This is a genomic window from Brevundimonas bullata (assembly GCF_014207965.1).
GTDB classification, from domain to species: Bacteria; Pseudomonadota; Alphaproteobacteria; order Caulobacterales; family Caulobacteraceae; genus Brevundimonas; species Brevundimonas bullata_A.
Genome location: NZ_JACHLM010000006.1, coordinates 216,345 through 240,272, shown reverse-complemented (window position 1 = coordinate 240,272; position 23,928 = coordinate 216,345). Strand labels below are relative to the sequence as shown.

General features: G+C 67.3%; 25 protein-coding genes. 18 read left to right on the top strand and 7 right to left on the bottom strand.

The annotated features are described in order from the left end of the window. Window positions 1-10: 10 nt before the first annotated feature. Both HNP51_RS16245 and HNP51_RS16240 read left to right on the top strand, forming a co-directional pair. Window positions 11-1,837, top strand: coding sequence for an aminopeptidase P family protein (locus HNP51_RS16245; RefSeq protein WP_184272661.1), 1,827 nt, complete (start codon window positions 11-13; stop codon window positions 1,835-1,837). 73 nt (window positions 1,838-1,910) lie between these two features. Further along, complete coding sequence (locus HNP51_RS16240; RefSeq protein ID WP_184272664.1) at window positions 1,911-2,894, top strand: aldo/keto reductase; 984 nt, start codon at window positions 1,911-1,913, stop codon at window positions 2,892-2,894. A gap of 62 nt (window positions 2,895-2,956) precedes the next feature. Here the strand turns inward: HNP51_RS16240 and HNP51_RS16235 are convergent, their stop codons facing one another. The 3 genes from HNP51_RS16235 to ligA are packed head-to-tail and all read right to left on the bottom strand — an operon-like array spanning window position 2,957 to window position 6,375. Next, on the bottom strand, window positions 2,957-3,379 hold the full coding sequence (locus tag HNP51_RS16235; RefSeq protein WP_184272667.1) for a DUF2147 domain-containing protein: 423 nt from the start codon (window positions 3,377-3,379) through the stop codon (window positions 2,957-2,959). Window positions 3,380-3,439: 60 nt separating this feature from the next. Then, a complete protein-coding gene (locus HNP51_RS16230; RefSeq protein ID WP_184272670.1) occupies window positions 3,440-4,042 on the bottom strand; it encodes a 3'-5' exonuclease in 603 nt (200 codons plus the stop codon). A 14-nt stretch (window positions 4,043-4,056) separates the two neighbouring features. Continuing rightward, a complete protein-coding gene (gene ligA / locus HNP51_RS16225) occupies window positions 4,057-6,375 on the bottom strand; it encodes an NAD-dependent DNA ligase LigA (protein ID WP_184272674.1) in 2,319 nt (772 codons plus the stop codon). 142 nt (window positions 6,376-6,517) lie between these two features. Between ligA and HNP51_RS16220 the strand changes: the two genes are divergently transcribed. From HNP51_RS16220 to HNP51_RS16210, 3 genes are all read left to right on the top strand, one after another. Beyond that, on the top strand, window positions 6,518-7,480 hold the full coding sequence (locus HNP51_RS16220; protein ID WP_184272677.1) for a M28 family peptidase: 963 nt from the start codon (window positions 6,518-6,520) through the stop codon (window positions 7,478-7,480). 98 nt (window positions 7,481-7,578) lie between these two features. After that, window positions 7,579-8,202: an isoprenylcysteine carboxylmethyltransferase family protein gene (locus HNP51_RS16215; protein WP_184272680.1), complete on the top strand. Its 624-nt coding sequence runs from the start codon at window positions 7,579-7,581 to the stop codon at window positions 8,200-8,202. Then, window positions 8,199-8,750, top strand: a complete 552-nt coding sequence (locus HNP51_RS16210) for a hypothetical protein (RefSeq protein ID WP_184272684.1) — start codon at window positions 8,199-8,201, stop codon at window positions 8,748-8,750. Before HNP51_RS16215 ends, HNP51_RS16210 begins: the two co-directional genes overlap by 4 nt. Window positions 8,751-8,773: 23 nt before the next feature. Here HNP51_RS16210 and HNP51_RS16205 read toward each other — a convergent pair whose 3' ends face one another. Next, the gene (locus HNP51_RS16205) at window positions 8,774-9,238 is read right to left on the bottom strand and encodes a peptidylprolyl isomerase (RefSeq protein WP_114816401.1); all 465 of its coding nucleotides are present in this window, start codon (window positions 9,236-9,238) and stop codon (window positions 8,774-8,776) included. Window positions 9,239-9,318: 80 nt separating this feature from the next. Here HNP51_RS16205 and HNP51_RS16200 point away from each other — a divergent pair, with 80 nt between their 5' ends. Further along, complete coding sequence (locus tag HNP51_RS16200; protein ID WP_178824784.1) at window positions 9,319-10,041, top strand: RlmE family RNA methyltransferase; 723 nt, start codon at window positions 9,319-9,321, stop codon at window positions 10,039-10,041. A gap of 69 nt (window positions 10,042-10,110) precedes the next feature. Then, on the top strand, window positions 10,111-11,139 hold the full coding sequence (locus HNP51_RS16195) for a hypothetical protein (RefSeq protein ID WP_184272687.1): 1,029 nt from the start codon (window positions 10,111-10,113) through the stop codon (window positions 11,137-11,139). Window positions 11,140-11,162: 23 nt separating this feature from the next. Here the strand turns inward: HNP51_RS16195 and HNP51_RS16190 are convergent, their stop codons facing one another. After that, on the bottom strand, window positions 11,163-11,720 hold the full coding sequence (locus HNP51_RS16190; protein WP_184272690.1) for a DUF2061 domain-containing protein: 558 nt from the start codon (window positions 11,718-11,720) through the stop codon (window positions 11,163-11,165). A gap of 128 nt (window positions 11,721-11,848) precedes the next feature. Here HNP51_RS16190 and guaB point away from each other — a divergent pair, with 128 nt between their 5' ends. From guaB to HNP51_RS16160, 6 genes are all read left to right on the top strand, one after another. After that, on the top strand, window positions 11,849-13,306 hold the full coding sequence (guaB, locus tag HNP51_RS16185; protein WP_184272693.1) for an IMP dehydrogenase: 1,458 nt from the start codon (window positions 11,849-11,851) through the stop codon (window positions 13,304-13,306). Window positions 13,307-13,545: 239 nt separating this feature from the next. Continuing rightward, entirely contained in the window at window positions 13,546-13,938 is a 393-nt protein-coding gene (locus HNP51_RS16180) for an MAPEG family protein (protein ID WP_184272696.1), read from the top strand. Window positions 13,939-13,950: 12 nt separating this feature from the next. Continuing rightward, window positions 13,951-15,375, top strand: a complete 1,425-nt coding sequence (locus HNP51_RS16175) for an RsmB/NOP family class I SAM-dependent RNA methyltransferase (RefSeq protein ID WP_184272708.1) — start codon at window positions 13,951-13,953, stop codon at window positions 15,373-15,375. Beyond that, window positions 15,372-16,106, top strand: a complete 735-nt coding sequence (locus HNP51_RS16170; RefSeq protein WP_311769964.1) for a 5'-methylthioadenosine/S-adenosylhomocysteine nucleosidase — start codon at window positions 15,372-15,374, stop codon at window positions 16,104-16,106. Before HNP51_RS16175 ends, HNP51_RS16170 begins: the two co-directional genes overlap by 4 nt. Continuing rightward, window positions 16,103-17,665, top strand: a complete 1,563-nt coding sequence (gene guaA, locus HNP51_RS16165) for a glutamine-hydrolyzing GMP synthase (protein ID WP_184272711.1) — start codon at window positions 16,103-16,105, stop codon at window positions 17,663-17,665. The genes HNP51_RS16170 and guaA overlap by 4 nt, the downstream gene beginning before the upstream one ends. Window positions 17,666-17,955: 290 nt before the next feature. Next, window positions 17,956-19,209: a site-specific integrase gene (locus HNP51_RS16160; RefSeq protein ID WP_184272716.1), complete on the top strand. Its 1,254-nt coding sequence runs from the start codon at window positions 17,956-17,958 to the stop codon at window positions 19,207-19,209. Here the strand turns inward: HNP51_RS16160 and HNP51_RS16155 are convergent. Beyond that, window positions 19,166-19,456, bottom strand: a complete 291-nt coding sequence (locus HNP51_RS16155; protein ID WP_184272719.1) for an AlpA family transcriptional regulator — start codon at window positions 19,454-19,456, stop codon at window positions 19,166-19,168. The two genes, HNP51_RS16160 and HNP51_RS16155, sit on opposite strands and share 44 nt — an antisense overlap. A 137-nt stretch (window positions 19,457-19,593) precedes the next feature. Between HNP51_RS16155 and HNP51_RS16150 the strand changes: the two genes are divergently transcribed. The 5 genes from HNP51_RS16150 to arsH are packed head-to-tail and all read left to right on the top strand — an operon-like array spanning window position 19,594 to window position 22,618. Continuing rightward, entirely contained in the window at window positions 19,594-19,929 is a 336-nt protein-coding gene (locus HNP51_RS16150) for a helix-turn-helix transcriptional regulator (protein WP_184272722.1), read from the top strand. A gap of 7 nt (window positions 19,930-19,936) precedes the next feature. Next, window positions 19,937-20,362, top strand: a complete 426-nt coding sequence (gene arsC / locus HNP51_RS16145; RefSeq protein WP_184272725.1) for an arsenate reductase (glutaredoxin) — start codon at window positions 19,937-19,939, stop codon at window positions 20,360-20,362. Further along, complete coding sequence (arsB, locus tag HNP51_RS16140) at window positions 20,359-21,447, top strand: ACR3 family arsenite efflux transporter (RefSeq protein WP_184272728.1); 1,089 nt, start codon at window positions 20,359-20,361, stop codon at window positions 21,445-21,447. The genes arsC and arsB overlap by 4 nt, the downstream gene beginning before the upstream one ends. Then, entirely contained in the window at window positions 21,447-21,866 is a 420-nt protein-coding gene (locus tag HNP51_RS16135; RefSeq protein WP_184272733.1) for a GNAT family N-acetyltransferase, read from the top strand. Before arsB ends, HNP51_RS16135 begins: the two co-directional genes overlap by 1 nt. Beyond that, the gene (gene arsH, locus HNP51_RS16130) at window positions 21,863-22,618 is read left to right on the top strand and encodes an arsenical resistance protein ArsH (RefSeq protein ID WP_184272753.1); all 756 of its coding nucleotides are present in this window, start codon (window positions 21,863-21,865) and stop codon (window positions 22,616-22,618) included. Before HNP51_RS16135 ends, arsH begins: the two co-directional genes overlap by 4 nt. Before the next feature lie 187 nt (window positions 22,619-22,805). Here the strand turns inward: arsH and HNP51_RS16125 are convergent, their stop codons facing one another. After that, the gene (locus HNP51_RS16125; protein WP_184272756.1) at window positions 22,806-23,915 is read right to left on the bottom strand and encodes a Fic family protein; all 1,110 of its coding nucleotides are present in this window, start codon (window positions 23,913-23,915) and stop codon (window positions 22,806-22,808) included. Between the last annotated feature and the right edge of the window lie 13 nt (window positions 23,916-23,928).

Sequence of the window (23,928 nt, the reverse complement as noted above, 5' to 3'; positions counted from 1 at the left end):
TATGGGCCTCATGCGCCAGACATTCGACGAAACCACCGATCCGTCCTTCGGGGCGAAACATCTGCCTTTGCTGCGGGCGAAGATGGCGAAGCAGGGCCTGGACGGCCTGCTGGTCCCGCACGAGGACGAGCATCAGAACGAATACCTGCCTGACGCCAGCGAGCGTCTGGCCTGGGTCAGCGGCTTCACCGGCTCTGCCGGGGCGGGCGTGGTGCTGATGGACCGTGCGGCGGTCTTCGTCGACGGCCGCTATACGGTCCAGGCCAAGGCCCAGACGGACGCGGCCCTGTTTGAGCGGGTCGAGCTGAACAGGCTGGCCGCCTGGCTGGAGGGCGTGAGCGCCGGTTCGGTCATCGGCTATGATCCGCGCCTGCACAGCCCGGACGCGCTGGCGACCTTGCGCGCGGCGGTCGAGAAGGCCGGGGCGACGCTGAAGGCGGTCCAGCCCAATCCTATTGATCTGGCCTGGGGCGACGCTCGCCCGGCCCAGCCGCAGGCGCCGGTCGTGCCGCACGACGATCGCTATACCGGCGAGAACGCGGCGTCCAAGCGCGCCCGCATCGGTCAGGCCATCGAGGCCAAGGGCGCTGACGTTGCGGTGCTGACCTCGCCGTCGTCGCTGGCCTGGCTGTTCAACATTCGCGGCGGCGACGTGATCCGCACGCCCCTGCCGCTGGGGCAGGCGGTGGTGAAGGCCGACGGCACTGCGAGCGTCTTCCTCGACCCGGCCAAGGTGACGAACGAACTGCCCGGCTGGTTGGGCGACGCTGTGACGCTGGAGGCGCCCCAGGCCCTGCCCGCCGCGCTGGACGCTTTGTCAGGCCAGAAGGTGCTGATCGACCCGGCCGTGTCCTCGGCCTGGTATTTCGACCGGCTGGAAGCGGCGGGCGCCAGCATCGTGCGCGGCATGGACCCCTGCGCCCTGCCGCGCGCGCAGAAGAACGCCATCGAGATCGAGGGCAGCCGTCAGGCCCACATCCGCGACGGCGCGGCTCTGACCCGCTTCCTGCACTGGGTCGACACGGTCGCGCAGAAGGAACTCCCGGACGAGCGGGCGGTGGTCGAGGCGCTGGAGGGCTTCCGCGAAGCCACCGGGATGCTGAAGGACCTGTCCTTCGACACCATCGCCGGGGTCGGGCCGAACGGCGCCCTGCCGCACTACAAGCCGGTGGGGGCCAAGATCCGTCCGATGGAGGCGGGTTCGCTGCTGCTGGTGGACGGCGGCGGCCAGTATCTGGACGGGACCACGGACGTGACCCGCACCATGGCCATCGGCGAGGGCACGGCGGATCAGCGCCGGATGTTCACCCTGGTGCTGAAGGGCCACATCGCCATGGCGGTGATCCGTTTCCCCGCCGGGACGACGGGGCACCAACTCGATGCAGTCGCGCGCCAGCCGCTGTGGAACGCCGGTTTCGACTTCGACCACGGCACCGGCCACGGCGTCGGCTCCTATCTGGGCGTGCACGAGGGGCCGCAGCGCATCGCGCCCTACGTCAACACCCAGCCGCTGCTGACCGGCATGATTCTGTCGAACGAGCCGGGTTACTATCGCGAAGGCGAGTGGGGCATCCGTATCGAAACGCTGCAAGTCGTCACGGCGCCGGAGCCGATCCCGGGCGGAGAGCGGCCGATGCACGGCTTCGAGCAGCTGACCCTGGCTCCGCTGGATCGGCGTCTGATCGACGTAGCGCTGCTGACGGCGGACGAGCGGGCCTATGTCGACGCCTATCACGCCGAGGTTCTGGCCAAGGTCGGGCCTCTGCTGGCCGAGGGCGTGCAGAAGGACGAGGCGGCGCTGGAATGGCTGAAGGCGCAGACGGCGCCCTTGAAATAAGGCGATACGGCGCCCATCTGATCGGGGCTGGCGGATGCGCCGTCGGCCCCCTCACATCAGAAGGAATGCGCTCATGAAGACGCGCAAGCTGGGCCTTGGCGGCCCTGAAGTCTCGGCCGTGGGTCTGGGCTGTATGGGCATGAGCGCCTTTTACGGCGGCGCCGACGAGGGTCAGTCGATCGACGTGATCCACCGCGCGCTCGACCTGGGCGTGACCCTGTTCGACACGGCTGAAATGTACGGCCCGCACACCAACGAAGTCCTGCTGGGCAAGGCGCTGAAGGGGCGGCGGGACCAGGCCTTCATCGCCACCAAGTTCGGCATCAATCGTCAGGCGGACGGCTCGGCCGTGACTGACGGCTCGCCCGCCAATGTGCGCCGGGCCGTCGAGGGCAGCCTGAGCCGCCTCGGCGTCGATCATATCGACCTCTATTACCAGCACCGCATGGACCCCGATACGCCGATCGAGGAGACGGTCGGGGCGATGGGCGAGCTGGTGAAGGAGGGCAAGGTCCGCTTCCTCGGCTTGTCGGAGGCGGCGCCCGCCACTCTGAGGCGCGGCCACGCCGAGCATCCGATCACGGCGCTTCAGACCGAATATTCGCTGTGGAGCCGCGACCCCGAGGACGAGATCCTCGCCACGGTGCGCGAACTGGGCATCGGCTTTGTGCCCTACAGCCCGCTGGGGCGGGGCTTCCTGTCAGGCGACATCAGGTCGATCGACGACCTGGCGCCCGACGACTATCGCCGCACTAATCCGCGCTTCATGGGCGATAACTTCCAGAAGAACCTGGACCTGGTCGCCGCCGTAGCCGCCATCGCCGCCGACAAGGGCGTGACGGCGGCGCAGCTTGCCCTGGCCTGGGTGCTGGCCCAGGGCGACGACCTGGTTCCCATCCCCGGCACGCGCCGGATTGCAACGCTGGAACAGAACGTGGCGGCGGCCGACATCGCGCTGACGCCGGAGGATCTGGCGCGGATCGACGCGGTCTTCCCGCGCGACGCGGTGGTGGGCGAGCGTTATGCGCCGGGCGGCATGACGTCCGTGAATCGCTGATGTGAAAACGCCTCCCTCGCGCCGGCGGGGGAGGCGTCTTTCGCGTGGGTTGTGGGTCTCGACTACTGGATGCGGGTCCAGGTCTGGGTCTTGCACAGGGGGGCGACGATGCAGCCGCGCAGACGCAGGGCGTTGTCGCCGGTCATGGTGATGGTGCCGCGATAGGTGCCGCCGTCCGCCGGGTTATAGACCGAGCCGCCGCGCCATTCGCTCGGGCCACCGGTGAAGCCGCTGAGCATGGGCAGGCCGCGCAGGGTGCGGCTGCGCTGGGCCGCATCCTTGTTGTTCTCGTCGCGGGCGTTGGGTTCGCGGCGGATGTGATCCGAGGTCACAAGCGTCCCGCACAGGGCCTGGCCGCAGCGGGCGATACGCACCTGACCGCCATTGGTCGGCGTCTGCCATAGGCCGGTCGGATCAGCCGCCAGAACGGGCGAGGCCAGGGCGGCCAAACTTGCCGCTAGGGCAAGAAAGAGCGGAGATTTCATAGTGGTTTCCTCGCGTTATGGAGCGAGGCTGATCCTGTTTAGCGACAGAATCAAGGCGTCTCAGCGCGGCCGCTTGGGCTTGGCCGAGGAACAGGGATTGTAGCCGCCAGCGTACAGCCGTCCGAGGCTGATGCCCGTCGCCTGCGCGAGCGAAGCGGCGCAGGCCGCCTCATGCAGCCGCAGGGTCGCCAACGCCACCGAGGCGCAGGCGAAGGCGTCTTCGGCGGCGTCGTGGTGTTTGAACTGGATGCCCAGCTCGGCGCAGACGTTGTTCAGCTTGTGTGAGGCGAACTCGGGCCAGGTGATCTGGGCCAGCTTGACGGTGCAGAGGTAGTCGAACTCGGGGTAGGCGAGGCCGTAGTGGTCGCAGGTTCCGCGGATGACGCTGACGTCGAAGGCGGCGTTGTGGGCCAGAACCGTGCGGCCTTGCAGGCGGGGGGCGATGGCGGCCAGCACCGCCGGGAACTCCTCGGCCTCCGCGACCTGATCCGGGCCAATGCCGTGGAAGGCGATGTTGAAGCGGGCGAAGCGCATGCCGGGCGGGCGGATGTAGTGGTGCTCGACGGATTCGATCACGCCGTCATTGATCCAGGCGAGGCCGATGGAGCAGGGGCTGGCGCGCTGCTCGTTGGCGGTTTCGAAGTCGATGGCGACGGCTTGCATCAGGCGATCATCATTCAGGCGATGAGGGCCAGCCATTCGTCCTCGGTCAGGACGGCGACGCCGTGTTTCTCGGCGTCCTTCAGCTTGGACCCGGCGCCGGGGCCGGCGACGACATAGTCGGTCTTTTTCGACACCGAACCCGAGACCTTGGCCCCCAGGCTTTCGGCGCGGGCCTTGGCCTCGTCGCGGGTGAAGCGTTCCAGCGAGCCGGTGAAGACCACGGTCTTGCCCGCCACGGGGCTGTCGGTCGTGGGGGCGGCGACGTCTTCGACCGCGTCCAATTCGGCGAGCAGGGCGTCCATGACGGCCTGGTTGTGTGGCTCGTGGAAGAAGTGGGCCAGGGCCTCGGCGGCGACGGGACCGACGCCGGAAACGCCCGCGATCTGGTTCAGGATGTCGGACGGGCCTTCGGTGCGCGCCACGGCGGCCCAGCGGGTCAGGTCGGCCCAGCCGCCGGAGATTTCGGCCAGCGAACGGCGGGCCGGGGCGGCCATGCCGGGGAAGGCGAGGGCGATCTTCTGATCCATCGGCGCCTCGGGCCAGGGATCGTCGGCGGGCGGGTTCGCCTCGGCCATCAGGGTCAGGACCCGGGTGGAGATGGCGTGGGTTGCGGCCAGCCGCTTCCAGTCGTCGCTGGCCAGACCGTTGGCGGCGGCCATGCAGGCGTCGCGGAAGGCGGTCCAGCTGCCGAAGGCGCGCGAGAGGACCAGCGAGGTCTGTTCGCCGATGTCGGGCACGCCCAGGCCGAAGATCAGGCGGTCGAGGCTGATGGTGCGGCGGGCGTTGATCCCGGCGATCAGGTTGCCGACGCTGGTCTCGCCATAGCCGTCCTCATGGCGCAGCAGGGCCAGCTTTTCCTCGTCGCGAGCGAGGCGGAAGATGTCCGCCGGCTCCTTGATCCAGCCGCGCGCGTGGAAGGCGATCAGCTGCTTTTCGCCAAGCCCTTCAATGTCGAAGGCGCGGCGGCTGACAAAGTGCTTTAAGCGCTCGACGATCTGGGCGTCGCAGATCAGGCCGCCGGTGCAGCGGCGTTTGACCTCGTCGCCTTCGCGCACCGCCTCCGAGCCGCAGACGGGGCAGACGTGGGGAAACTGGAAGGGTACGGCGTCGGCGGGACGCAGGTTTTCGACCACCCCGACGATCTGCGGGATGACGTCGCCGGCGCGTTGCAGGATGACCGTGTCGCCGATGCGCACGTCCTTGCGGGCGATCTCGTCTTCGTTGTGCAGGGTGGCGTTGCGCACCACGACGCCGCCGACGGTGACAGGGTGCAGGCGGGCGACGGGGGTCAGGGAGCCGGTGCGGCCGACCTGAATGTCGATGCCTTCCAGAACGGTCGTGGCCTGTTGAGCAGGGAACTTGTGGGCGACGGCCCAGCGAGGGCTGCGGGCGATGAAGCCGAGGCGCTGCTGCCAGTCCAGCCGGTCGACCTTATAGACCACGCCGTCAATGTCGTAGCCGAGACGGGCGCGGTCGGTTTCCAGTCCGCGATAGACGGCGATCAGGCCCTCTGCGCCCTCGACGCGGGTTGAGCGCTCGTTGACCTGAAAGCCCCAGCTGCGGAAGGCCTCCAGCGCGCCGTGCTGGGTTTCCGCGAACGGCGCCGAGGTCTCGCCCCAGGCGTAGGCGAAGAAGGTCAGGGGGCGCTTGGCCGTGATCTTCGGGTCCTTCTGACGCAGCGAACCAGCGGCGAAGTTGCGCGGGTTGGCGTAGGTGCGGCGGCCCTCGGCCTCGGCGGCGGCGTTGAAGGCGTCAAAGGCGTCGTTCGGGGCATAGACCTCGCCCCGGATTTCGATGACGTCGGGCCAGCCCGAGCCGGTCAGGGTCTGGGGGATGCTGTCGAGCGTGCGCAGGTTGGCGGTCACGTCCTCGCCGGTCTTGCCGTCGCCGCGCGTGGCGCCCTGGACTAGAACGCCCTTTTCGTAGCGCAGGCTGGCAGACAGGCCGTCGATCTTGGGCTCGGCGACGAAGGCGATGGGTTCGTCGCCCGGCAGCTTCAGGAAGCGGGCGATGCGGGCGACGAAGTCGCGCACCTCGCCCTCGTCGAAAGCGTTGTCCAGCGACAGCATGGGCACGCCGTGGCGGACCTCGGTGAACTGGCTGGAGACGGGGGCGCCGACGCGCTGTGACGGGGAAACGGGGCTGGTCAGGGCCGGGAAGGCGGTCTCTATGGCCAGGGCGCGGCGCTTCAGGTCGTCGTAGTCGGCGTCGGAAATCTCGGGCGCGGCGTCGGCGTAGTAGAGGGCGTCGTGGCGGGCCAGTTCGGCCGACAGCTGCGCCAACTCCTCGCGGGCCTGGTCTTCGGTCAGGGTTTCGACGGGAGTTTGGGACATGGGAATCGCGCGGTCAGCCTTCATCAGTCGCGCTGTTTAGCACCAGCGGCGGCGGGATCGCAGCGCCCATGACAGAATCGTAATCTGACGCAGGGCGCGACGCCCGCTAGCGTCCCGCCGACTGATTTGCCCGGAGTCCTCCATGCGTCCCGTTCTCGCCAGCCTGACCGCCATCGCCGCCGCCCTGACGCTGGCCGCCTGTGAGACCACGACGCCGACCGCGAGCGCGACCCCGCCTGCTGCGGCTTCGCCCGCCGACTACACTCAGTTGAAGGACGACCTTCGCATCCTGTCGGCGGACGACATGCAGGGCCGCGACACCGGGTCGGAAGGCGGGGCCAAGGCCCGCGAATACATCGTTGGCCGATTGGAGGCCCTGGGGGTCCAGCCCTCGCCGATGGGGCGGCTGCAGCCGTGGGAGATGCAGGGGCGTACGCGCGAGGGGGTCAAGACCTTCAATGGCGTCAACATCATCGGCGTCATCCCCGGCACGCGCGTATCGGACAAGTACATTGTGGTGACGGCCCACTATGACCACGTCGGGGTCAACGACGGTCAGGTCTTCAACGGCGCGGACGACAACGCCTCGGGCGTGGCCACCATGCTGGAGCTCGCCAAACGGCTGAAGGCCAATCCGCCGGAGCACAGCGTTCTGATCGTCGCCTTGGACGGGGAGGAGCGCAGTCTGCTGGGCGCCAAGCATTTCGTCGAGGCGCCGCCGGTGCCGCTGTCGTCGATCTCGATGAATCTGAATTTCGACATGACCGCGCGGGCCGATACCGACGGCAAGTTGTGGGTCACGGGGACCTATCAGCATCCCTATTTCCGCCCGTTGCTGGAGCGGATCGCGCCGCGCGGGACCGTGTCGCTGGCCTTTGGCAAGGACACGCCCGAGGACAAGGGCGCCGACAACTGGGTCGAGGCGTCGGACCACGCCGCCTTCCACCGCGCCGGTCTGCCCTTCCTCTATTTCGGTGTGAACTATCACCCGGATTATCACCGTCCGAGTGACGACTTCGAGAAGGTGGTCCCGGCCACTTTTCAGTCCTCGACGGAACTGGCCATCGAAGGGTTCCGCGCCCTGGATCAGTGGCTGGATCAGTAGGGCGGCCTGACGCAAAACGTTCGCAAACATAGCGCTTGCACTGAACCCTGATCAGGCGTTCCGTCCCTGGCGTCATTTCCGGGGGGAAGAGAGACGCCATGTCGGCAGTGCAAGGGTTTGACCTGCAGAAGGTCCAGAAGGTTCGCAAGATCGCCCTTCTGATCGGTTTGATCGCCGTCGTCGGCCTGGCCTTCGTGACCCGGTCCAGTTGGGGCGACGGCAGCCTGCATGAGGGGCTTGAGGCCGTCGGCCTGGGCCTGATCGTCATCTGCATCGTCGGGCGGGCCTGGTGCTCGCTCTATATTGGCGGGCGCAAGAAGGCCGAGATCGTCAATCGCGGCCCCTATTCGATCAGCCGGAACCCGCTGTATATTTTCAGCTTCATGGGTGCGTTCGGCGTGGGCGCCCAGACGGGCAGCCTGACGCTGGCGACCCTGTTCCTTATCCTGACTGTCGCCGTTTTCTACGCCACGGTGAAGCGCGAGGAGGCCTGGTTGTCGGAGGCGTTCGGCCCGACCTATGCCGTCTATTGCGCCCGCACGCCGCGTTTCTGGCCCGACTTCTCCAAGTGGCGTGACGAGGGGATGTTGGAGGTCAAGCCGCAGTTCTTCCTGACCACGCTGCGCGACGGTCTGGTTTTCCTGCTGGCCGTGCCGTTGTTCGAGTCGGTCGAGAAGTTGCAGAACATCGGCTGGCTGGCCGCGCTGATCCACCTGCCGTGAGACGCGTTGGCTTTGTAACCGTTGCGGTGCTGACCGGCGCTTTGGCGCTGGCGGCCTGCGATCGCGGGGCGAAGACGCCCGAGCCCGCGGCGGCGGCGAAGGCCGCGGCCTTCAAGCATGATCTGCCCGAGGACGTGTCCGGCTATTATCTGCCGACCGAAGAGGTGCGGATCGACAACTGGCGGCTGCACCACGTCTTCATGGGGCAGGTCCCGGACTTCATCGCCTGGGAAGGCGGTCAGCGGCCGGCGGGCTTTGCGCCGGTGATGATCGAGTTCGAGGACATGGTCGGCCCGCCGCTGGAGAACGGAAACCGGCGTCGGCTGCGTCTGATCCCGGCGGCCTATGACGTGGCCGAGGCGCGGGTGCGGGTGCAGACCCTGTCGGGCGGCCTGGGCGCGGTGTCGTTCGATGGAAAGCTCGACCAGGGCGCGCTGGCGACGGCGCGGCGCAATCTGGGAGATCAGGGCGTCGTCCTGACGGGGACGCTCAAGGTCGGAAACCGGACCTTCAACAACGTGTCGATGCGGTGGTGGGCGGGGGACTGATCCCCCGCCGCTGATACCGATCCTTAGGCGACGGTCGCCTTGACGATCTTGCCCGGCGCGCGGGGCGGCTCGCCCTTGGGCAGGGCGTCAACGTGTTCCATGCCTTCGATGACTTCGCCCCAGACGGTGTACTGGTTGTCCAGGAAGCGGGCGTCGTCGAAGCAGATGAAGAACTGCGAGTTGGCGCTGTTGGGATCCGAGGTGCGGGCCATCGAGCAGACGCCGCGGACGTGCGGTTCCTTCGAGAACTCGGCCTTCAGGTTCGGCTTCTTGGAGCCCGAGGTGCCGGTGCCGGTCGGGTCGCCGCCCTGGGCCATGAAGCCCGGGATGACGCGGTGGAAGACGACGCCGTCGTAGAAGCCTTCCGAGGCCAGCTCGGTGATGCGGGCGACGTGGCCGGGGGCCAGGTCGTCGCGCAGCTTGATCACGACGTTGCGTTCTTCGCCGTCGCCGGTGTCGAGGGTGAAGGTCAGGGTTTGGTCGGCCATCAGGCTCTCCTTGGGGGTGTGCGGGTCAGAATTGTGCGCGGGTCATAGCGGCTGAACGCTGTCACGGCTATGTGGGAAGCATGACTGACGACGAAAAGCCCACCGAGAAGCCGCCGGAACGCCGCCGGATGGTTCGCCCGCCCACGGGCGGCACCGCCGCCGGGCGCGGCCTGGGCCAGAAAATGAAGACGGCCGACACCAAATCCATGTCGAGTCAGCAGTGGATCAAGCGCCAGCTGGCCGACAAATGGTCCGAGCGCGCACGCGCCGAGGGCTGGCGCAGCCGGGCGGCCTTCAAACTGCTGGAGATCGACGACCGTTTCCGCCTGATCAAGAAGGGCTCGCGGGTCATCGACCTGGGCGCGGCGCCCGGCGGCTGGATTCAGGTGGCTCTGGATCGTGGAGCGTCGGCGGTGGCGGGCGTGGACCTGCTGATGATCGAGCCCATTCCCGGCGCGACCCTGATTCAAGCCGACTTCACCCATCCGGGCGTGGACCAGCAGCTGATCGACGCCATCGGCGGGCGACCGGACCTGGTGCTGTCGGACATGGCGCACAACACGGTCGGCCACCGCAAGACGGACCACCTGAAAATCATCGCCCTGATCGAGATCGCCGCCGACTTCGCCATTCGCACGCTGAAGCCCGGCGGCAATTTCGTCTCCAAGAACTTCCAGGGCGGCGACGCCGGCGGGGTTCTGACGCGGCTGCGCGAGGAGTTCGAGACGGTGAAGTACGTGAAGCCGGAATCGAGCCGCAAGGGCAGCGCCGAGGTCTTCCTGGTGGCCCTGAACAAGCGGTAGGATTGGCCTTTCCGCCCCGTCGTGTTGTTGTAGCGCGGGTCGCGCCGCCGCGACGGGACGGAGCCGGACATGATCGCCCAATTGATCGCCGCCTTGATCTTGACGGGGGCTACGAGCGGGCAGGGGGCGTCGGCTGTTCCTGTCGCGGATCTGCGCGGCTTGAGCGTTTCCGACGCCGCCAAGCGGCTAGGGGCCACACGCGATCCTGCACCGGCCATCAGCATGATCGGACCGCGGGGGCGGGTCGATGTCTATCCGGTCCAGGCGTTGACGCCGATCGCGCCCCACGGTGAGGTCTGCGACGTCCGGCTGGTTCCGCCCGAACGGGCCGACGATCCCGTGCAGATCTATGGACCGAACGCCTGGGCCGGGGCCTATCCGCGCACGGCCGCCGTCTATGTGGTCGCGCGCGACGGCAAGGTGGTCGAAGTGCTCAATCCGCCGATGCGCGCGCAGCCGCCGCGCGCCGAGGGCGAAAGCGCCGATCGATACACACGGCGCCTGATGCGGGACGACCGCGATCCCTGGCTGTCGGTCGCGGCCGGCCGTCTGCCGCTGTCAGACCTGGACGGCTTCCTGGAGCGGCGGCCTGATTTGGCGGCGCCCGCCGAGGCCGTGGTCAAGCGAGTCTGCCAAACAGCGCCGATCATCGTCGCCCCAAGCGGACAAGATGCTACGGGCGTGCTGCAAGGGCTGGCGCTGCTGCCTTTCGCCTGGCGTCTGCCGGCTCTGAACGAGGAGCGCCGTGAGGCGCAGGTTCGGGGGGCTGCCCTGTTCGCGCAAATGAAGTTGGGCGAGGCTGTTTCCGGCGGCGTCGCCCGCTTCGCGGCCCAGAACCCCGGCGTACGTCGTTACGTCGATGCCGAAGACCCGACCTATGAGGTGCTGTCGATCGATATGGGCGCAGAGGCGAACAATAATCTGGCGCGCATGAACGCCGCTGGCATGGTCGGTGTGCGCGACGGGCGTGTCGTGTGGCTGGCGGACGGCGGGGCGGCCGCCAGCCTGGGCTTGCTGGCGGCGATGTGTGTGGACCGGTCGCGGCAAGCGGGCGACCATCGGCCGGGCTGCACGAATACGGGCTACTTCTATCCCTGAACGAGGCTGGGCGTTTCGGACGATCAGGCTGTCGCCGCTTGCGCCGCCCGGCGGGCTTTGTTCGCCTCGATGCGCGTCCAGATGCGGTCATGCAGGGTGAAGAAGACCGTCTGCACAAGGGGCTCGACCGTGCCGATGGCCAGGGCGATGCGCCAGTCGCGGGTCAGGGCGAAGGCGACCAGAACCGCCACGGTGAAGTGCATCAGACCATAGGTGACGGTCTTCAGCGCGACCTGTTTCAGGCTGCGGGGCAGGGCGTGGCTGTGGCCGTGATGACCGTGGTGATTGTGCGCCCGATTCTGCTCATGGGCGTTCATGAGCTCCAGTCGGGCGGTGACGGCCTCGGCGGTCTCCTCGAAGCCTGACAGCATCCGGCGCTGCTCGATGCGATGCCAGACCCGGTCGTGGATAGAATAGGCGAAGGTCTGGAAGATGGGCTCGACCACGCCGACGGCCAGGGCGATGCGCCAGTCGCGGGTCAGGGCGAAGGCGACCAGGATGGCCACGATCAGGTGCATCAGGCCGTAGCTCGCGACCTTGAGCGCGAGGCGTCGGGCGGTGCTGATCAATGTGCGAACCATTCGCAATACTTGGGTCTGTACGCCTCGGGGTGCAAGGCAATTCCTCTTATTCCTTGCATAGGTCCGGCTTGGGGTTGCGGTTCCATGCCATGGGGCGTTATACGCGGCCCGCAAAACGGAGACTCCCTATGGAGATACGCGAAGGCCTTACCTTCGACGATGTTTTGCTCGAACCCGGCCCGTCCGAGATCATGCCAGCGATGGCGGATGTCTCGACCCAGCTGACGCGCAACATCAAACTGAACATCCCGCTGCTGTCGTCCGCCATGGACACAGTGACCGAAAGCCGCCTGGCCATCGCCATGGCCCAGGCCGGCGGCCTGGGCGTGCTACACCGCAACATGACCATCGAGGAGCAGGCCGAACAGGTCCGCACCGTCAAGCGCTATGAAAGCGGCATGGTCATCAATCCGGTGACCGTTTCGCCCGACACGACCCTGGGCGAGGTTCGCCAGATCGTCGCCGCCAAGAAGATCACCGGTTTCCCGGTGGTCGATCCGGCGACGGGCAAGCTGGTCGGGATGCTGACTCACCGCGACATGCGCTTCGAGAGCGATCCGTCGATCAAGGCCTCGGCCCTGATGACCACGGGCGACCTGATCACCGTGCGCGAGGGCGCCGGTCGTGAGGAAGCGTGGAACCTGCTGCGCACCCGCAAGATCGAACGCGTCATCGTCGTCGACGACCAGAACCGCGCCATCGGCCTGATCACCATGAAGGACATCGAGAAGGCCCAGGCCTTCCCGAACGCCGCCAAGGACGAGCAGGGCCGCCTGCTGGTCGGCGCCGCCTCGACCGTCGGCGACGCCGGCTATGAGCGCGCCATGGCTCTGGCCGACGCGGGTTGCGACGTGGTGGTGATCGACACCGCCCACGGCCACTCGGCCTCGGTGGCCCAGGTGGTCGAGCGCATCAAGCGCGAGAACAACCGCCTGCAGATCATCGCCGGCAACGTCGCCACCTATGACGCCACTCGCGCCCTGATCGACGCGGGCGCCGACGCCGTGAAGGTCGGCATCGGCCCGGGCAGCATCTGCACCACCCGCATCGTTGCGGGCGTGGGCGTGCCGCAACTGACGGCTATCATGGACTCCGCTCGCGCCGCCAAGGGCACGGGCGCCACGGTCATCGCCGACGGCGGCATCAAGTATTCGGGTGACATGGCCAAGGCCATCGCGGCCGGCGCCAGCGTCGCGATGATGGGCTCGATGTTCGCCGGGACAGATGAATCGCCGGGCGAGGTCTTCCTGTACCAGGGCCGCAGCTACAAGTCGTATCGCGGCATGGGCTCGGTCGGCGCCATGGGCGCGGGCTCGGCGGACCGCTACTTCCAGAAAGAAGTCTCGTCCGAGAAGCTGGTGCCGGAAGGCATCGAGGGCCAGACCGCTTACAAGGGTCCCATCTCGCCGGTCATCCATCAGATGGTCGGGGGGCTGCGCGCCTCCATGGGCTATGTCGGCGGGGCTACCATTCCTGACTTCCAGGAGCGCGCCCGTTTCGTGCGCATCACCAATGCGGGCCTGCGCGAAAGCCATGTCCACGACGTGATGATCACGCGTGAGGCGCCGAACTATCGTCAGGGCTGATCCCCTGATCCCCTGATCCGTTCCCGGTCTTCGGATCGGGAGCGGGCTTGTTTTCCGGGAGAGTCCTCCCTCAACCGCTCATCCCGGCGAAGGCCGGGATCCAGATTGTAAGACTCGTCGCCAAGGTTCTCTGGGGGCATTAGCGTTCCAGTCAGTTGGCCGTGGCGTGTGGATCTGGATGCCGGCCTTCGCCGGGATGAGCGAGGTTAAGATGTGCTGGCCAGAGAAGGGGCAGAGGCGTGACGACTGAACTGACCTATCTGGCGGCGGTGCTGGTTCTGGCCCTGGTGCAGATCTTCCTGCCGGCCGGGGCGCGGACGCTGGAGTTCGGCTCCAAATGGAACGCCGGGGCCCGCGATCAGACGCCGGAATCGCATAACCCCGTCATCGGTCGCCTCGAAAGAGCCCAAGCTAATCTTTATGAGACCCTCCCGCTCTTCATCGGCGCTGTTCTGATCGCCCACGTCACGGGTGCAGAGAGCGCCCTGACCCTGTGGGGGACGGCCCTCTATTTCTGGGCGCGCGTCGCCTATATTCCGCTTTACGCCCTGGGCGTGCCCTACATCCGGTCGCTGGTCTGGCTGGTCTCGCTTGCGGGACTGATCATGATCATCACGGCCCTTTTTATCTGATCTGAGACCCGATTGACCCCTGCAGCCCGCCTCGCCGCCGCCGCCTCCGTCCTCGACAGCATCGCCCACAGCCGCCAGCCGGCCGAGGTGGTGCTGAAGGCCTGGGGCGCCGCCAACCGTTATGCGGGGTCCGGAGATCGTCGCGCCATCGCCGACCGCGTCTACAAGGTCATCCGCGCCCGCGGTCGTCTGGTCTGGGCCATGGGCGGTCGTGAAGACGGCCGCGCTCTGGTCATCGGCTCGCTGTCGCTGATCGACGGCCTGCCGCTGGAAGAGATCGAACGGCTGCATTCCGGCGACGGCTATGGCCCGCGTCCGCTGTCCAAGCAGGAGCGCAGCCGCATCACCGCCGAGCCGGGCGAACTGCCGGGCTGGGTCGCCGCTGGCCTGCCCGAGTTCGTGGTCGAGGACTTCAAGATCACTTTCGGCGACCGTTGGACCGAAGAAGCCCACGCCCTGATGGCGCCGCGCGCGCCCATCGACCTGCGGGTCAATAGCGCCAAGACCACGGTCGCGGCGGTCGAGGCGGAACTGCGCGCAGCCGGCCTGGCCCCCCAGCGCACGCCCTGGTCGGCCTGGGGTCTGCGTCTGGCGGCGGAGCCCGCGCCCGATGTTCAGGCGATGGACATCTTCAAGCAGGGCCATATCGAAATTCAGGACGAAGGCAGTCAGGTCGCCTGCTGGCTGGCGGGCGTCGAGGCCGGCATGACCGTTGTCGACTATTGCGCCGGCGGCGGCGGCAAGACCCTGGGTCTGGCCATGCAAGGCCAGCCGGTCGTGACCAAGGCGCCCAAGGCTCAGGCCGAAGCCGCGCCGGTCGCCGCCTGGTCGCCCGTCGGCGGGGATGACGCTGCGCCGCAGCCCAAGCCCAAGGCCAAGCCGGTCGAGATCACCAGCACCATCCGCCTGTTCGCCTATGACGTGGTGCAGAAGCGTCTGGACAATATCCGTCCCCGCCTGGCCCGCGCCGGCGTCAACGCCGACCTGCGCCTGCTGGGCCAGAACGGCGGCGGGGTCGAGGACCTGGTGCGCCAGGCCGACGTGGTTCTGGTCGACGCGCCGTGCAGCGGTTCCGGCGCCTGGCGTCGTCGTCCCGAGGACGCCTGGCGTCTGAAGCCGTCCGAGATCGAACGTATGCACGCCCTGCAGGTCCAGATTCTGGATCGCGCCTCGGCCTTGGTGAAGCCGGGCGGTCGTCTGGTCTTCATCACCTGCTCCATGCTGCGCGGCGAGAACGAGGCCTCGGCGGCCGCCTTCGAGGAAAACCACCCCGAGTTCGCCCCCGTGCCGATCGCCGAGGCCCTGAACAGCCCGAACCTGACGGATGCGGCGCGTGAGCGTCTGGGCGCGATGGCCGAGGGCCATCGCCTGCGCCTGTCGCCCGCCTCGACCGGCACCGACGGCTTCTTCGCCGCCGTCTATGAGCGGACGGCGTGAGCGAGGGGCGTTCCGAAGACATCTACGGCCTGACGGTCCTGCCCGTCATGGCGGCGCCGGCTGAGTACGGCGCCGCCCTTCAGGCGCGTATCACGCCGCTGATGACCGGCATCGGCCCGGTCGAGGCGGCCATTGCCCTGACGGCGGCGCTGACGCGGCTGGAAGCCGAAGACGTGCTGCCCGACCTGATCGTGTCGCTCGGCTCGTGCGGGTCACGCGACCTAGAGCACGCGGCGGTCTATCAGGCCTCTTCGGTTTCCTATCGCGACATGGACGCCAGCCCTCTGGGCTTCGAGAAGGGCAAGACGCCTCTGCTCGACCTGCCCGCCGTCCTGCCTTTGCCTTGCCCCATCCCTGGCGTGCCGACCGCGACCCTGTCGACCGGCGCCAATGTCGTTTCGGGCGCCGCCTATGCCGCCATCGACACCGAGATGGTGGACATGGAGACCTTCGCCCTGTTGCGCGTCGCCCAGACGTTCGGCGTGCCTCTGATCGCCCTGCGCGGCGTCAGCGACGGCAAGAGCGAACTGACGAAGCTTGAGGACTGGACCTCCACCCTGCATCACGTCGACGCCAACCTGGCCGCCGCCTGGGACCGTCTGACCGAGGTGCTGACGACGCAAGGGTTGGCCGCCTTGGCCGATGTCCCGGCTTCGCGACTTGATCCCGACGTCTTCACCCGTCAAGAACCCGCCCCATCAACGCCCGCTTCGGATTCTGAGCCCTCATGACCGCCCCTCATACGCACGAAGCCGTTCTCATCGTCGATTTCGGCAGTCAGGTGACGCAGCTGATCGCGCGCCGCCTGCGCGAAGCCGGCGTCTATTGCGAAATTCATCCGTTCAACAAGGCGGGCGAGGCGCTGAAGACGGTGGCGCCCAAGGCCATCATCCTGTCGGGCGGCCCCAACTCGACGACCGACGCCGACAGCCCCAAGGCTGACCACGCCCTGTTCGAGGCCGGCGTGCCGGTTCTGGGCATCTGCTACGGCGAACAGACCATCTGCGCCGAGCTGGGCGGCAAGGTCGAGAGCGGCCATCATCGCGAATTCGGTCGCGCCGAGATCGTGATCACCCGCGAGAGCCCGCTGTTCGCCGGCATCGGCGCCGTCGATCACCGCGAGACGGTGTGGATGAGTCACGGCGACCGCGTGACCGCCATTCCCGAAGGCTTCCACGTCATCGCCACCTCGGAAGGCGCGCCCTATGCCGCCATCGCCAATGAGGAGCGCAAGATCTACGGCGTGCAGTTCCACCCGGAGGTGATGCACACCCCGCGCGGCGCCGTGATCCTGAAGAACTTCACCCACGGCATCGCCGGCCTGACTGGCGACTGGACCATGGCCGCCTATCGCGACGAGCAGATCGCCAAGATCCGCGAGCAGGTCGGCTCGGCCAAGGTGGTTTGCGGCCTGTCGGGCGGGGTCGACAGTTCCGTCGCCGCCGTCCTGATCCACGAGGCCATCGGCGATCAGCTGACCTGCGTCTTCGTGGACACGGGCCTGCTGCGCAAGGATGAGGCCAAGCAGGTCACGGAACTGTTCCGTGAGCACTATAATATCCCGCTGGTGCACGTTGATGCGTCGAAGGAATTCCTTGGCGAGCTGGCCGGGATTTCGGACCCGGAGACCAAGCGCAAGACCATCGGTCGCGTCTTCATCGAGATCTTCGACCGCGAGGCCGCCAAGATCGAAGGCGCCGAGTTCCTGGCCCAGGGCACCCTCTATCCCGACGTGATCGAGAGCGTCTCGGCCACGGGCGGACCGTCGGCGGTCATCAAAAGCCACCACAATGTCGGCGGCCTGCCGGACTTCATGAAGCTGAAGCTGGTCGAGCCGCTGCGCGAACTGTTCAAGGACGAGGTCCGCGCCCTGGGGCGCGAACTGGGCCTGACCGACGCCTTCGTCGGACGCCACCCCTTCCCGGGGCCGGGCCTGGCCATCCGCATCCCCGGCGAGATCACGCCTGAGGCGGTCGCCACCCTGCAAGACGCCGACGCCATCTATCTGGACGAAATCCGCAAGGCGGGTCTCTACGACGACATCTGGCAGGCCTTCGCCGTCCTGCTGCCGGTCAAGACGGTCGGCGTCATGGGCGACGCCCGGACCTATGAAAAGGTCCTGGCCCTGCGCGCCGTCACCTCGACCGACGGCATGACCGCCGACTTCTACCAATTCCCCTGGGACATCCTGGCCAAGACGGCCACGCGGATCATCAACGAAGTCCGCGGCGTCAACCGCGTCGTCTACGACGTGACCTCCAAGCCCCCCGGCACCATCGAGTGGGAATGATTCAGGGCTTTCGGAGTCTTTCGGCGGCGCTTTGAAATATAGCGCTAAATCACTGACTTGCAAGATAAATGCTTTCGCAGCCTCTCGATACCTTTCGAGGGGCTGCTTTCGTTTTTGTCGGTCGCTCCGACGGTCCCGCCGCCATTGCTCGCGGAGACTCCGCTCCATACCGTCATAGGGCCGAGGGCGTCCTGACGGTCTTTTTTCTGAGCCAAGCTGCGGATTTGGCTGAGGAAAAAGATCCCGAAAGGTCCCGAAAACGCCTGACGGTCTTTTGGAGTGAAAACGGCATGCTCACCGACGCTGAATTGCGAAATACACGTGGAAAAACGAAGCCTTACAAAAAGACCGACAGGGACGGTCTCTACGTCCTCGTAACACCGACAGGCGGCATCGCTTTCAAGTACGACTACCGCTTCAACGGGCGGCGCGAGACGGTCACGTTCGGCGCCTACGGCCCGACCGGGCTCTCGCTCGCCAGGGCGCGGGAGAAGCTGGTCGAAGCGAAGCGCCAGATCGCCGAAGGCGTTTCGCCGGCGCTGGACAAGCAGCGCGTCAAGCGCCGGCTGAAGGAGGCCCAGAGGTTCGAGCAGGTGGCGATCCGATGGATGGATCATGCGCCGATGGCGGACAGCACCCGCAACATGCGGCGATCCATCTTCAACCGGGAAATCCTGCCTCAATGGCGCACCCGCCTGCTGAACGAGATCACCCCCAACGATCTTCGCGCCCACTGCAAGACGATCGTCGAGCGGGGCGCGCCGGCGACGGCTGTCCACGTCCGGGACATCGTCAAACAGATCTACGCCTACGCCATCCTGCACGGCGAGAAGATCGACAATCCCGCGGACGGGGTGGGGCCGGCCTCCATCGCCACCTTCCGGCCGCGCGACCGGTCGCTGTCGCCGACGGAGATCCGGATCGCGCTGAACCTGTTGGGGGAGGTGGCGACCCTGCCGACGATCCGCCTCGGCCTGAAGTTCATCCTGCTGAGCATGGTTCGCAAGAGCGAGCTGCAGGATGGCGTCTGGGACGAGGTCGACTTCGCCAACGCGGTCTGGTCGATTCCGAAGGAACGGATGAAGCGGTCGCGGCCGCACAACGTCTACCTCTCGACCCAGATGCTCGACATCCTGATCGCGCTGAAGACCTGCGCCGGAAACTCCCGTTACATCCTGCCCTCGCGCTATGACGCCGACGCGCCGATGTCGCGGGCGACCTTCAACCGGGTGACCTCGGCGATCGCCGAGCGGGCGCGCGAGCGGGACCTGCCGCTGGAGCCCTTCACGGTCCACGACCTGCGGCGCACCGCCTCGACGCTTCTGCACGAGATGGGCTTCAACTCGGACTGGATCGAGAAATGTCTGGCCCACGAGGAGCGGTCGTCCCGCGGCGTCTACAACAAGGCCGAGTTCGAGGCCCAGCGCCGTCACATGGCCCAGGAGTGGTCGAACGCCGTGGACGCCTGGGAGGGCGGGCGGGCGTTCACGCCCGTGCTCGTCATCCCGGAGACGGCCGGTCCTCGCTTCGATCCGCGGCTCTGACCGGTCGGCTGACCCGCTTGCGCACGTCGGGCGGCGGAGCCCTGCGGATCGGCTTGGCCCGGCGAAGCGCGAGCCAGGCCTCGACCTCGGCGAGATCCCAGACCACGCAGCGCGGCGTCAGCAGGAACCGTCTCGGAAACTGGCCGCGCTGCTCCATCTCCCAGATGGTGCTGTCGGCCAGGGGCACCATCTGGCGCAACTGGGGCTTCTTGATCGTACGCTTCAGCGGGGGGTCGGCCTGGGCCATCGAATATCTCCACAGTGTCGTGGGAATCGAAGTCGAAAGACCGCGTCAGGCCTAGCCGCCAACCTCTCGACCGTAGGCTTACTGCGTTGTGCGCGGAGAGGGCTTGCACATATCCATATTTCGACTAATTCGGAACTATGGAAACCGAACCCGCGATCCTGGCGCTCGCCGCCCTGGCGCAATCGACGCGGCTGGAGGCGTTCCGCCTGCTCGTGCGTCACGAACCCGGCGGCTTGCCGGCCGGTGAAATCGCTAACCATCTGGCGATCCCGGCCAACACCCTGTCGTCCCATCTGGGCGTCCTGACCCGCGCGGGGCTGATCCGCTCCGAGCGTCGCAGCCGGTCGATCATCTACCGGGTCGATCTGGACCGGCTTCGCGACCTGGTCCTCTTCCTGCTCAAGGACTGCTGCGGGGGCCGGGCGGACCTGTGTGAGCCTCTGCTGGCTGAACTCGCGCCCTGCTGCCCCTGAGGATCCCGTGGACATCGTCATCTATCACAACCCGGCCTGCGGGACGTCGCGCAACGCGCTTGAACTCGTTCGCCACCTCGGCATCGAGCCGCACGTCGTCGAGTATCTGAAGACCCCGCCGTCGCGCGCCATGGTCGCCTGGCTGGCCGAACGCACCGGCGCGCCGCTGCGAGACCTGTTGCGCGAGAAGGACACGCCCTTCGCCGAACTGGCGCTCGGGAATCCCGACCTGACGGACGATCAGCTTCTGGACGCGATCGAGGCCCATCCGATCCTGCTCAACCGGCCGATCGTCGTCAGTCCCTTGGGCGTCAGGCTCTGCCGGCCGTCCGAAGCCGTGCTTGACCTTCTGCCCGCTGAGGGCCTCAAACCCTTCACCAAGGAGGACGGCGAGGTGGTCATCGACGTCGACGGCCGGCGGGTGGGACGATGATCGATACGCCCGTGTCGGAGGCCGCGCCGCCGCGCCGCCTGTCCTTCCTCGACCGCTGGCTGACGGCGTGGATCTTCGCCGCCATGGGTCTGGGCGTCGCCTTGGGAACCCTGGTTCCCGGCCTTCCCGCCTGGGTCGACAGCCTTTCGGTCGGCGCGACCAACATCCCGATCGCCATCGGTCTGATCCTGATGATGTACCCGCCGCTGGCCAGGGTCCGCTATGAGGCGCTGCCGCGCGTGTTCGCCGACAGGCGCGTGCTGGCCCTGTCCCTGTTCCAGAACTGGGTGCTGGGTCCGGTGCTGATGTTCGTCCTTGCGGTCATCTTCCTGCGCGATCAGCCCGAATACATGACCGGCGTCATCCTGATCGGCCTGGCGCGGTGCATCGCCATGGTGCTGGTCTGGAACCAGCTGGCGCGGGGCGACAACCAGTATGTGGCCGGGCTCGTCGCCTTCAACTCGATCTTCCAGATCCTGTTCTTCAGCCTCTACGCCTGGATCTTCCTGACGGTCCTGCCGCCGCTGTTCGGCCTGCAGGGCAGCGTGGTCGACGTCAGCGTCTGGACCATCGCCGGCGCCGTTCTGATCTACCTCGGCCTGCCGTTCCTGGCCGGCTTCCTGACCCGCCGCAGTCTGATCGCCCGCCGGGGTGCCGACTGGTACGAGCGCCGCTTCCTGCCGCGCATCGGGCCGATCACCCTGGTCGCCCTGCTGTTCACCATCGTGGTCATGTTCAGCCTCAAGGGCGGCGAGGTGGTGGCTCTTCCGCTCGACGCCCTGCGCATCGCCATTCCGCTGACCATCTACTTCCTCGTCATGTTCGTGGTCAGCTTCCTCCTGGGCAGGCTGATCGAGGCCGACTATCCGCGCACCACAGCCCTGGCCTTCACAGCGGCCTCGAACAATTTCGAACTGGCCATCGCGGTGGCCATCGCCGCGTTCGGGCTGACCTCGCCGGTGGCCTTCGCGGCGGTCATCGGGCCGCTGGTCGAGGTGCCGGTGCTGATCCTGCTGGTGTCGGTCGCGCTGTGGATGGGCCGGCGCTGGTTCCCGGACACCGCCCCGCCGGCGGACGTCGTCTGATGATCGGGCTTCACCGCGTCGATGCAAACGATTCCGGTCTGATCGCCGCGCTCAGAACCGAGGGCCTGCCGGACCCCGGCGCCGGCCGCTACTTCCGCGCCGACGACGACAGCGCCCTGGCCGGATACGTCGGCTTGGAAGGGCAGGGGCGGGACCTGCTGCTGCGCTCCCTGGTCGTATCCGCCCACAGGAAGGCGCAAGGCCTCGGAAGCCGCATCCTGACCGCCGCCGAAGCCGTGGCGAGCGACATGGGCGGGGAACGTCTTCACCTGCTCACCACGACGGCCGAGCCCTTCTTCATCCGGCGCGGCTTCGTCGCCGCCGATCGGGAGACCGCGCCCGAAGCGATCCGGCGAACCGGCGAGTTCACGGACATCTGCCCGGCCTCGGCCGCCTATCTCACCAAGGATCTCGGATGACCTTCGCGCGTCTGCGGCCGCTGCCGGATCCGGATCATCTGCCGGCCCTGGACGCGGCTTTTCTGTCGAGCGATCCGGCGGGCGGCCTGGGTCCGCACGACCACCCGCCACGCATTCTTCTCCTGTACGGGTCGCTGCGCGAACGCTCCTACTCGCGGCTCTGCGTCGAGGAAGCGGCCCGCCTGCTGCAGCGCATGGGATGCGAGACCCGCATCTTCGACCCGTCCGACCTGCCCCTGCCGGGCGCGCCCGGCGACGACGACCATCCGGCGGTGCGCGAGTTGCGCGAGCACGCCCTGTGGTCGGAAGGCATGGTCTGGTGCAGCCCGGAGCGGCACGGCCAGGTGTCCGGCCTGATGAAGCTGCAGGTCGACCATCTGCCGTTGAGCCTGGGCGGCATGCGCCCGACCCAAGGCCGGACGCTCGCGGTCATGCAGGTGTCGGGCGGCTCCCAGAGCTTCAACGCCGTCAACACCCTGCGCCTGCTGGGCCGCTGGATGCGGATGATCACCATCCCCAACCAGTCCAGCGTGGCCAAGGCCTTCCAGGAGTTCGACGAGGCGGGGCGGATGAAGCCCTCGGCCTACTATGCGCGCATCGTCGATGTGATGGAGGAACTGGTGCGCTTCACCATCCTTGTCCGGCCCCACGCGTCCCAGCTCGTGGACCGCTATTCCGAGCGCAAGGCGGCCGGAATTCCGGTCGACGCCGCCGCCGATCTCCCGGCTATCGCCATCGCGCGTCAGGCTTGAGGCCGCGTCGGCGGCGGCTTGGGGCGTCGCGCGCTTGGCAAAGGTCGTAAGTCGCCACTTCTGGGGAAATAAGCTGGCGTCTTGGCGTAACTCGCCAGAAGTGGCGAATTGCGATTCACCCTGTTGAGACCCGCTTCTTGAGCGGAGCCGCCCCGCCCAGAGTCCCGCCGGCGCCGTAGGAGGCCGCCTATCCTCGATCGACCAGGGAGTAGCTCGTGCTGCGCCCGCCGCCTTCATCCTTCACGAGGATGCCCCGATCCACCAGATCGTTGATGTCGCGCAAGGCCGTGTCGGGCGAGGACTTCGTCAGCGCCGCCCATTTGGTCGAGGTGAGCTTGCCTTCGAAGCCGTCGAGCAGCCGGTTGATGACCGTGCTCTGGCGCCCGCTCAACGTCTGACCGGCGAGCGCCTCCCAGAAGCGCGCCTTGCGCATCACATGGGTCAGGGTGGCTTCCGCGCCGTCGAACGCGCGATCGAGGCAGCCAAGGAACCAGTCCAGCCAGAGGGTCACGTCAAGCGCGCCTTTCTGGGTCGTCTCCAGGGTGGCGTAGTAGTCCTTGCGCTCCAGCCGGATCTGGGCGGACATGCTGTAGAAGCGCTGGGCGCTTTTCTCGGAGCGGGCGAGCGCCATGTCGGCGATCGCGCGTGCGATCCGGCCATGCCCGTCGTCGAACGGGTGGATGGTCACGAACCACAGGTGAGCGATCGCGGCCTTGAGGACCGGATCCGTCCGCGGCTCGTCATTGAACCAGTCGAGGAACACCCGCATCTCGTCCTGCACACGGGCGGCGGGCGGCGCTTCGTAGTGCACGCGCTCTCGTCCGAAAGGGCCCGAGACGACCTGCATCGGGCCGGAGTTCTCGTTGCGCCAGGCGCCGACAACGATCTTCGTCATGCCGCTGCGCCCGGTCGGAAACAGGGCGGCGTGCCAGGCGAACAGGCGGTCCTCGGTGAGCGGAGACGCAAAGTTCTGGGTCGCGTCGAGCATCATCTCGACCACGCCGTCGACGTTGCGGTCCGCAGGGGCGAGGGCTCCGATATCCATGCCGAGGCGGCGGGCGATCGAGGATCGCACCTGATCCTTGTCGAGCAGTTCGCCTTCGATTTCGCTGGACTTGAGGACGTCTTCGGTGAGGGTCTCGAGAACCGCTTCAGCGCGCAGGTCGAAGCCGAGCGTATGCATCCGGCCAAGTAGAAGGCCCTGGCGGTGACGGACCGCCGCGAGGCGATCGGCGAGCGCGTCAGCGCGCCAGTCCAGACGCGGCCAGCCTTCGATCTCGTGGATGTACTCCGCCATTCACCGCACTCCT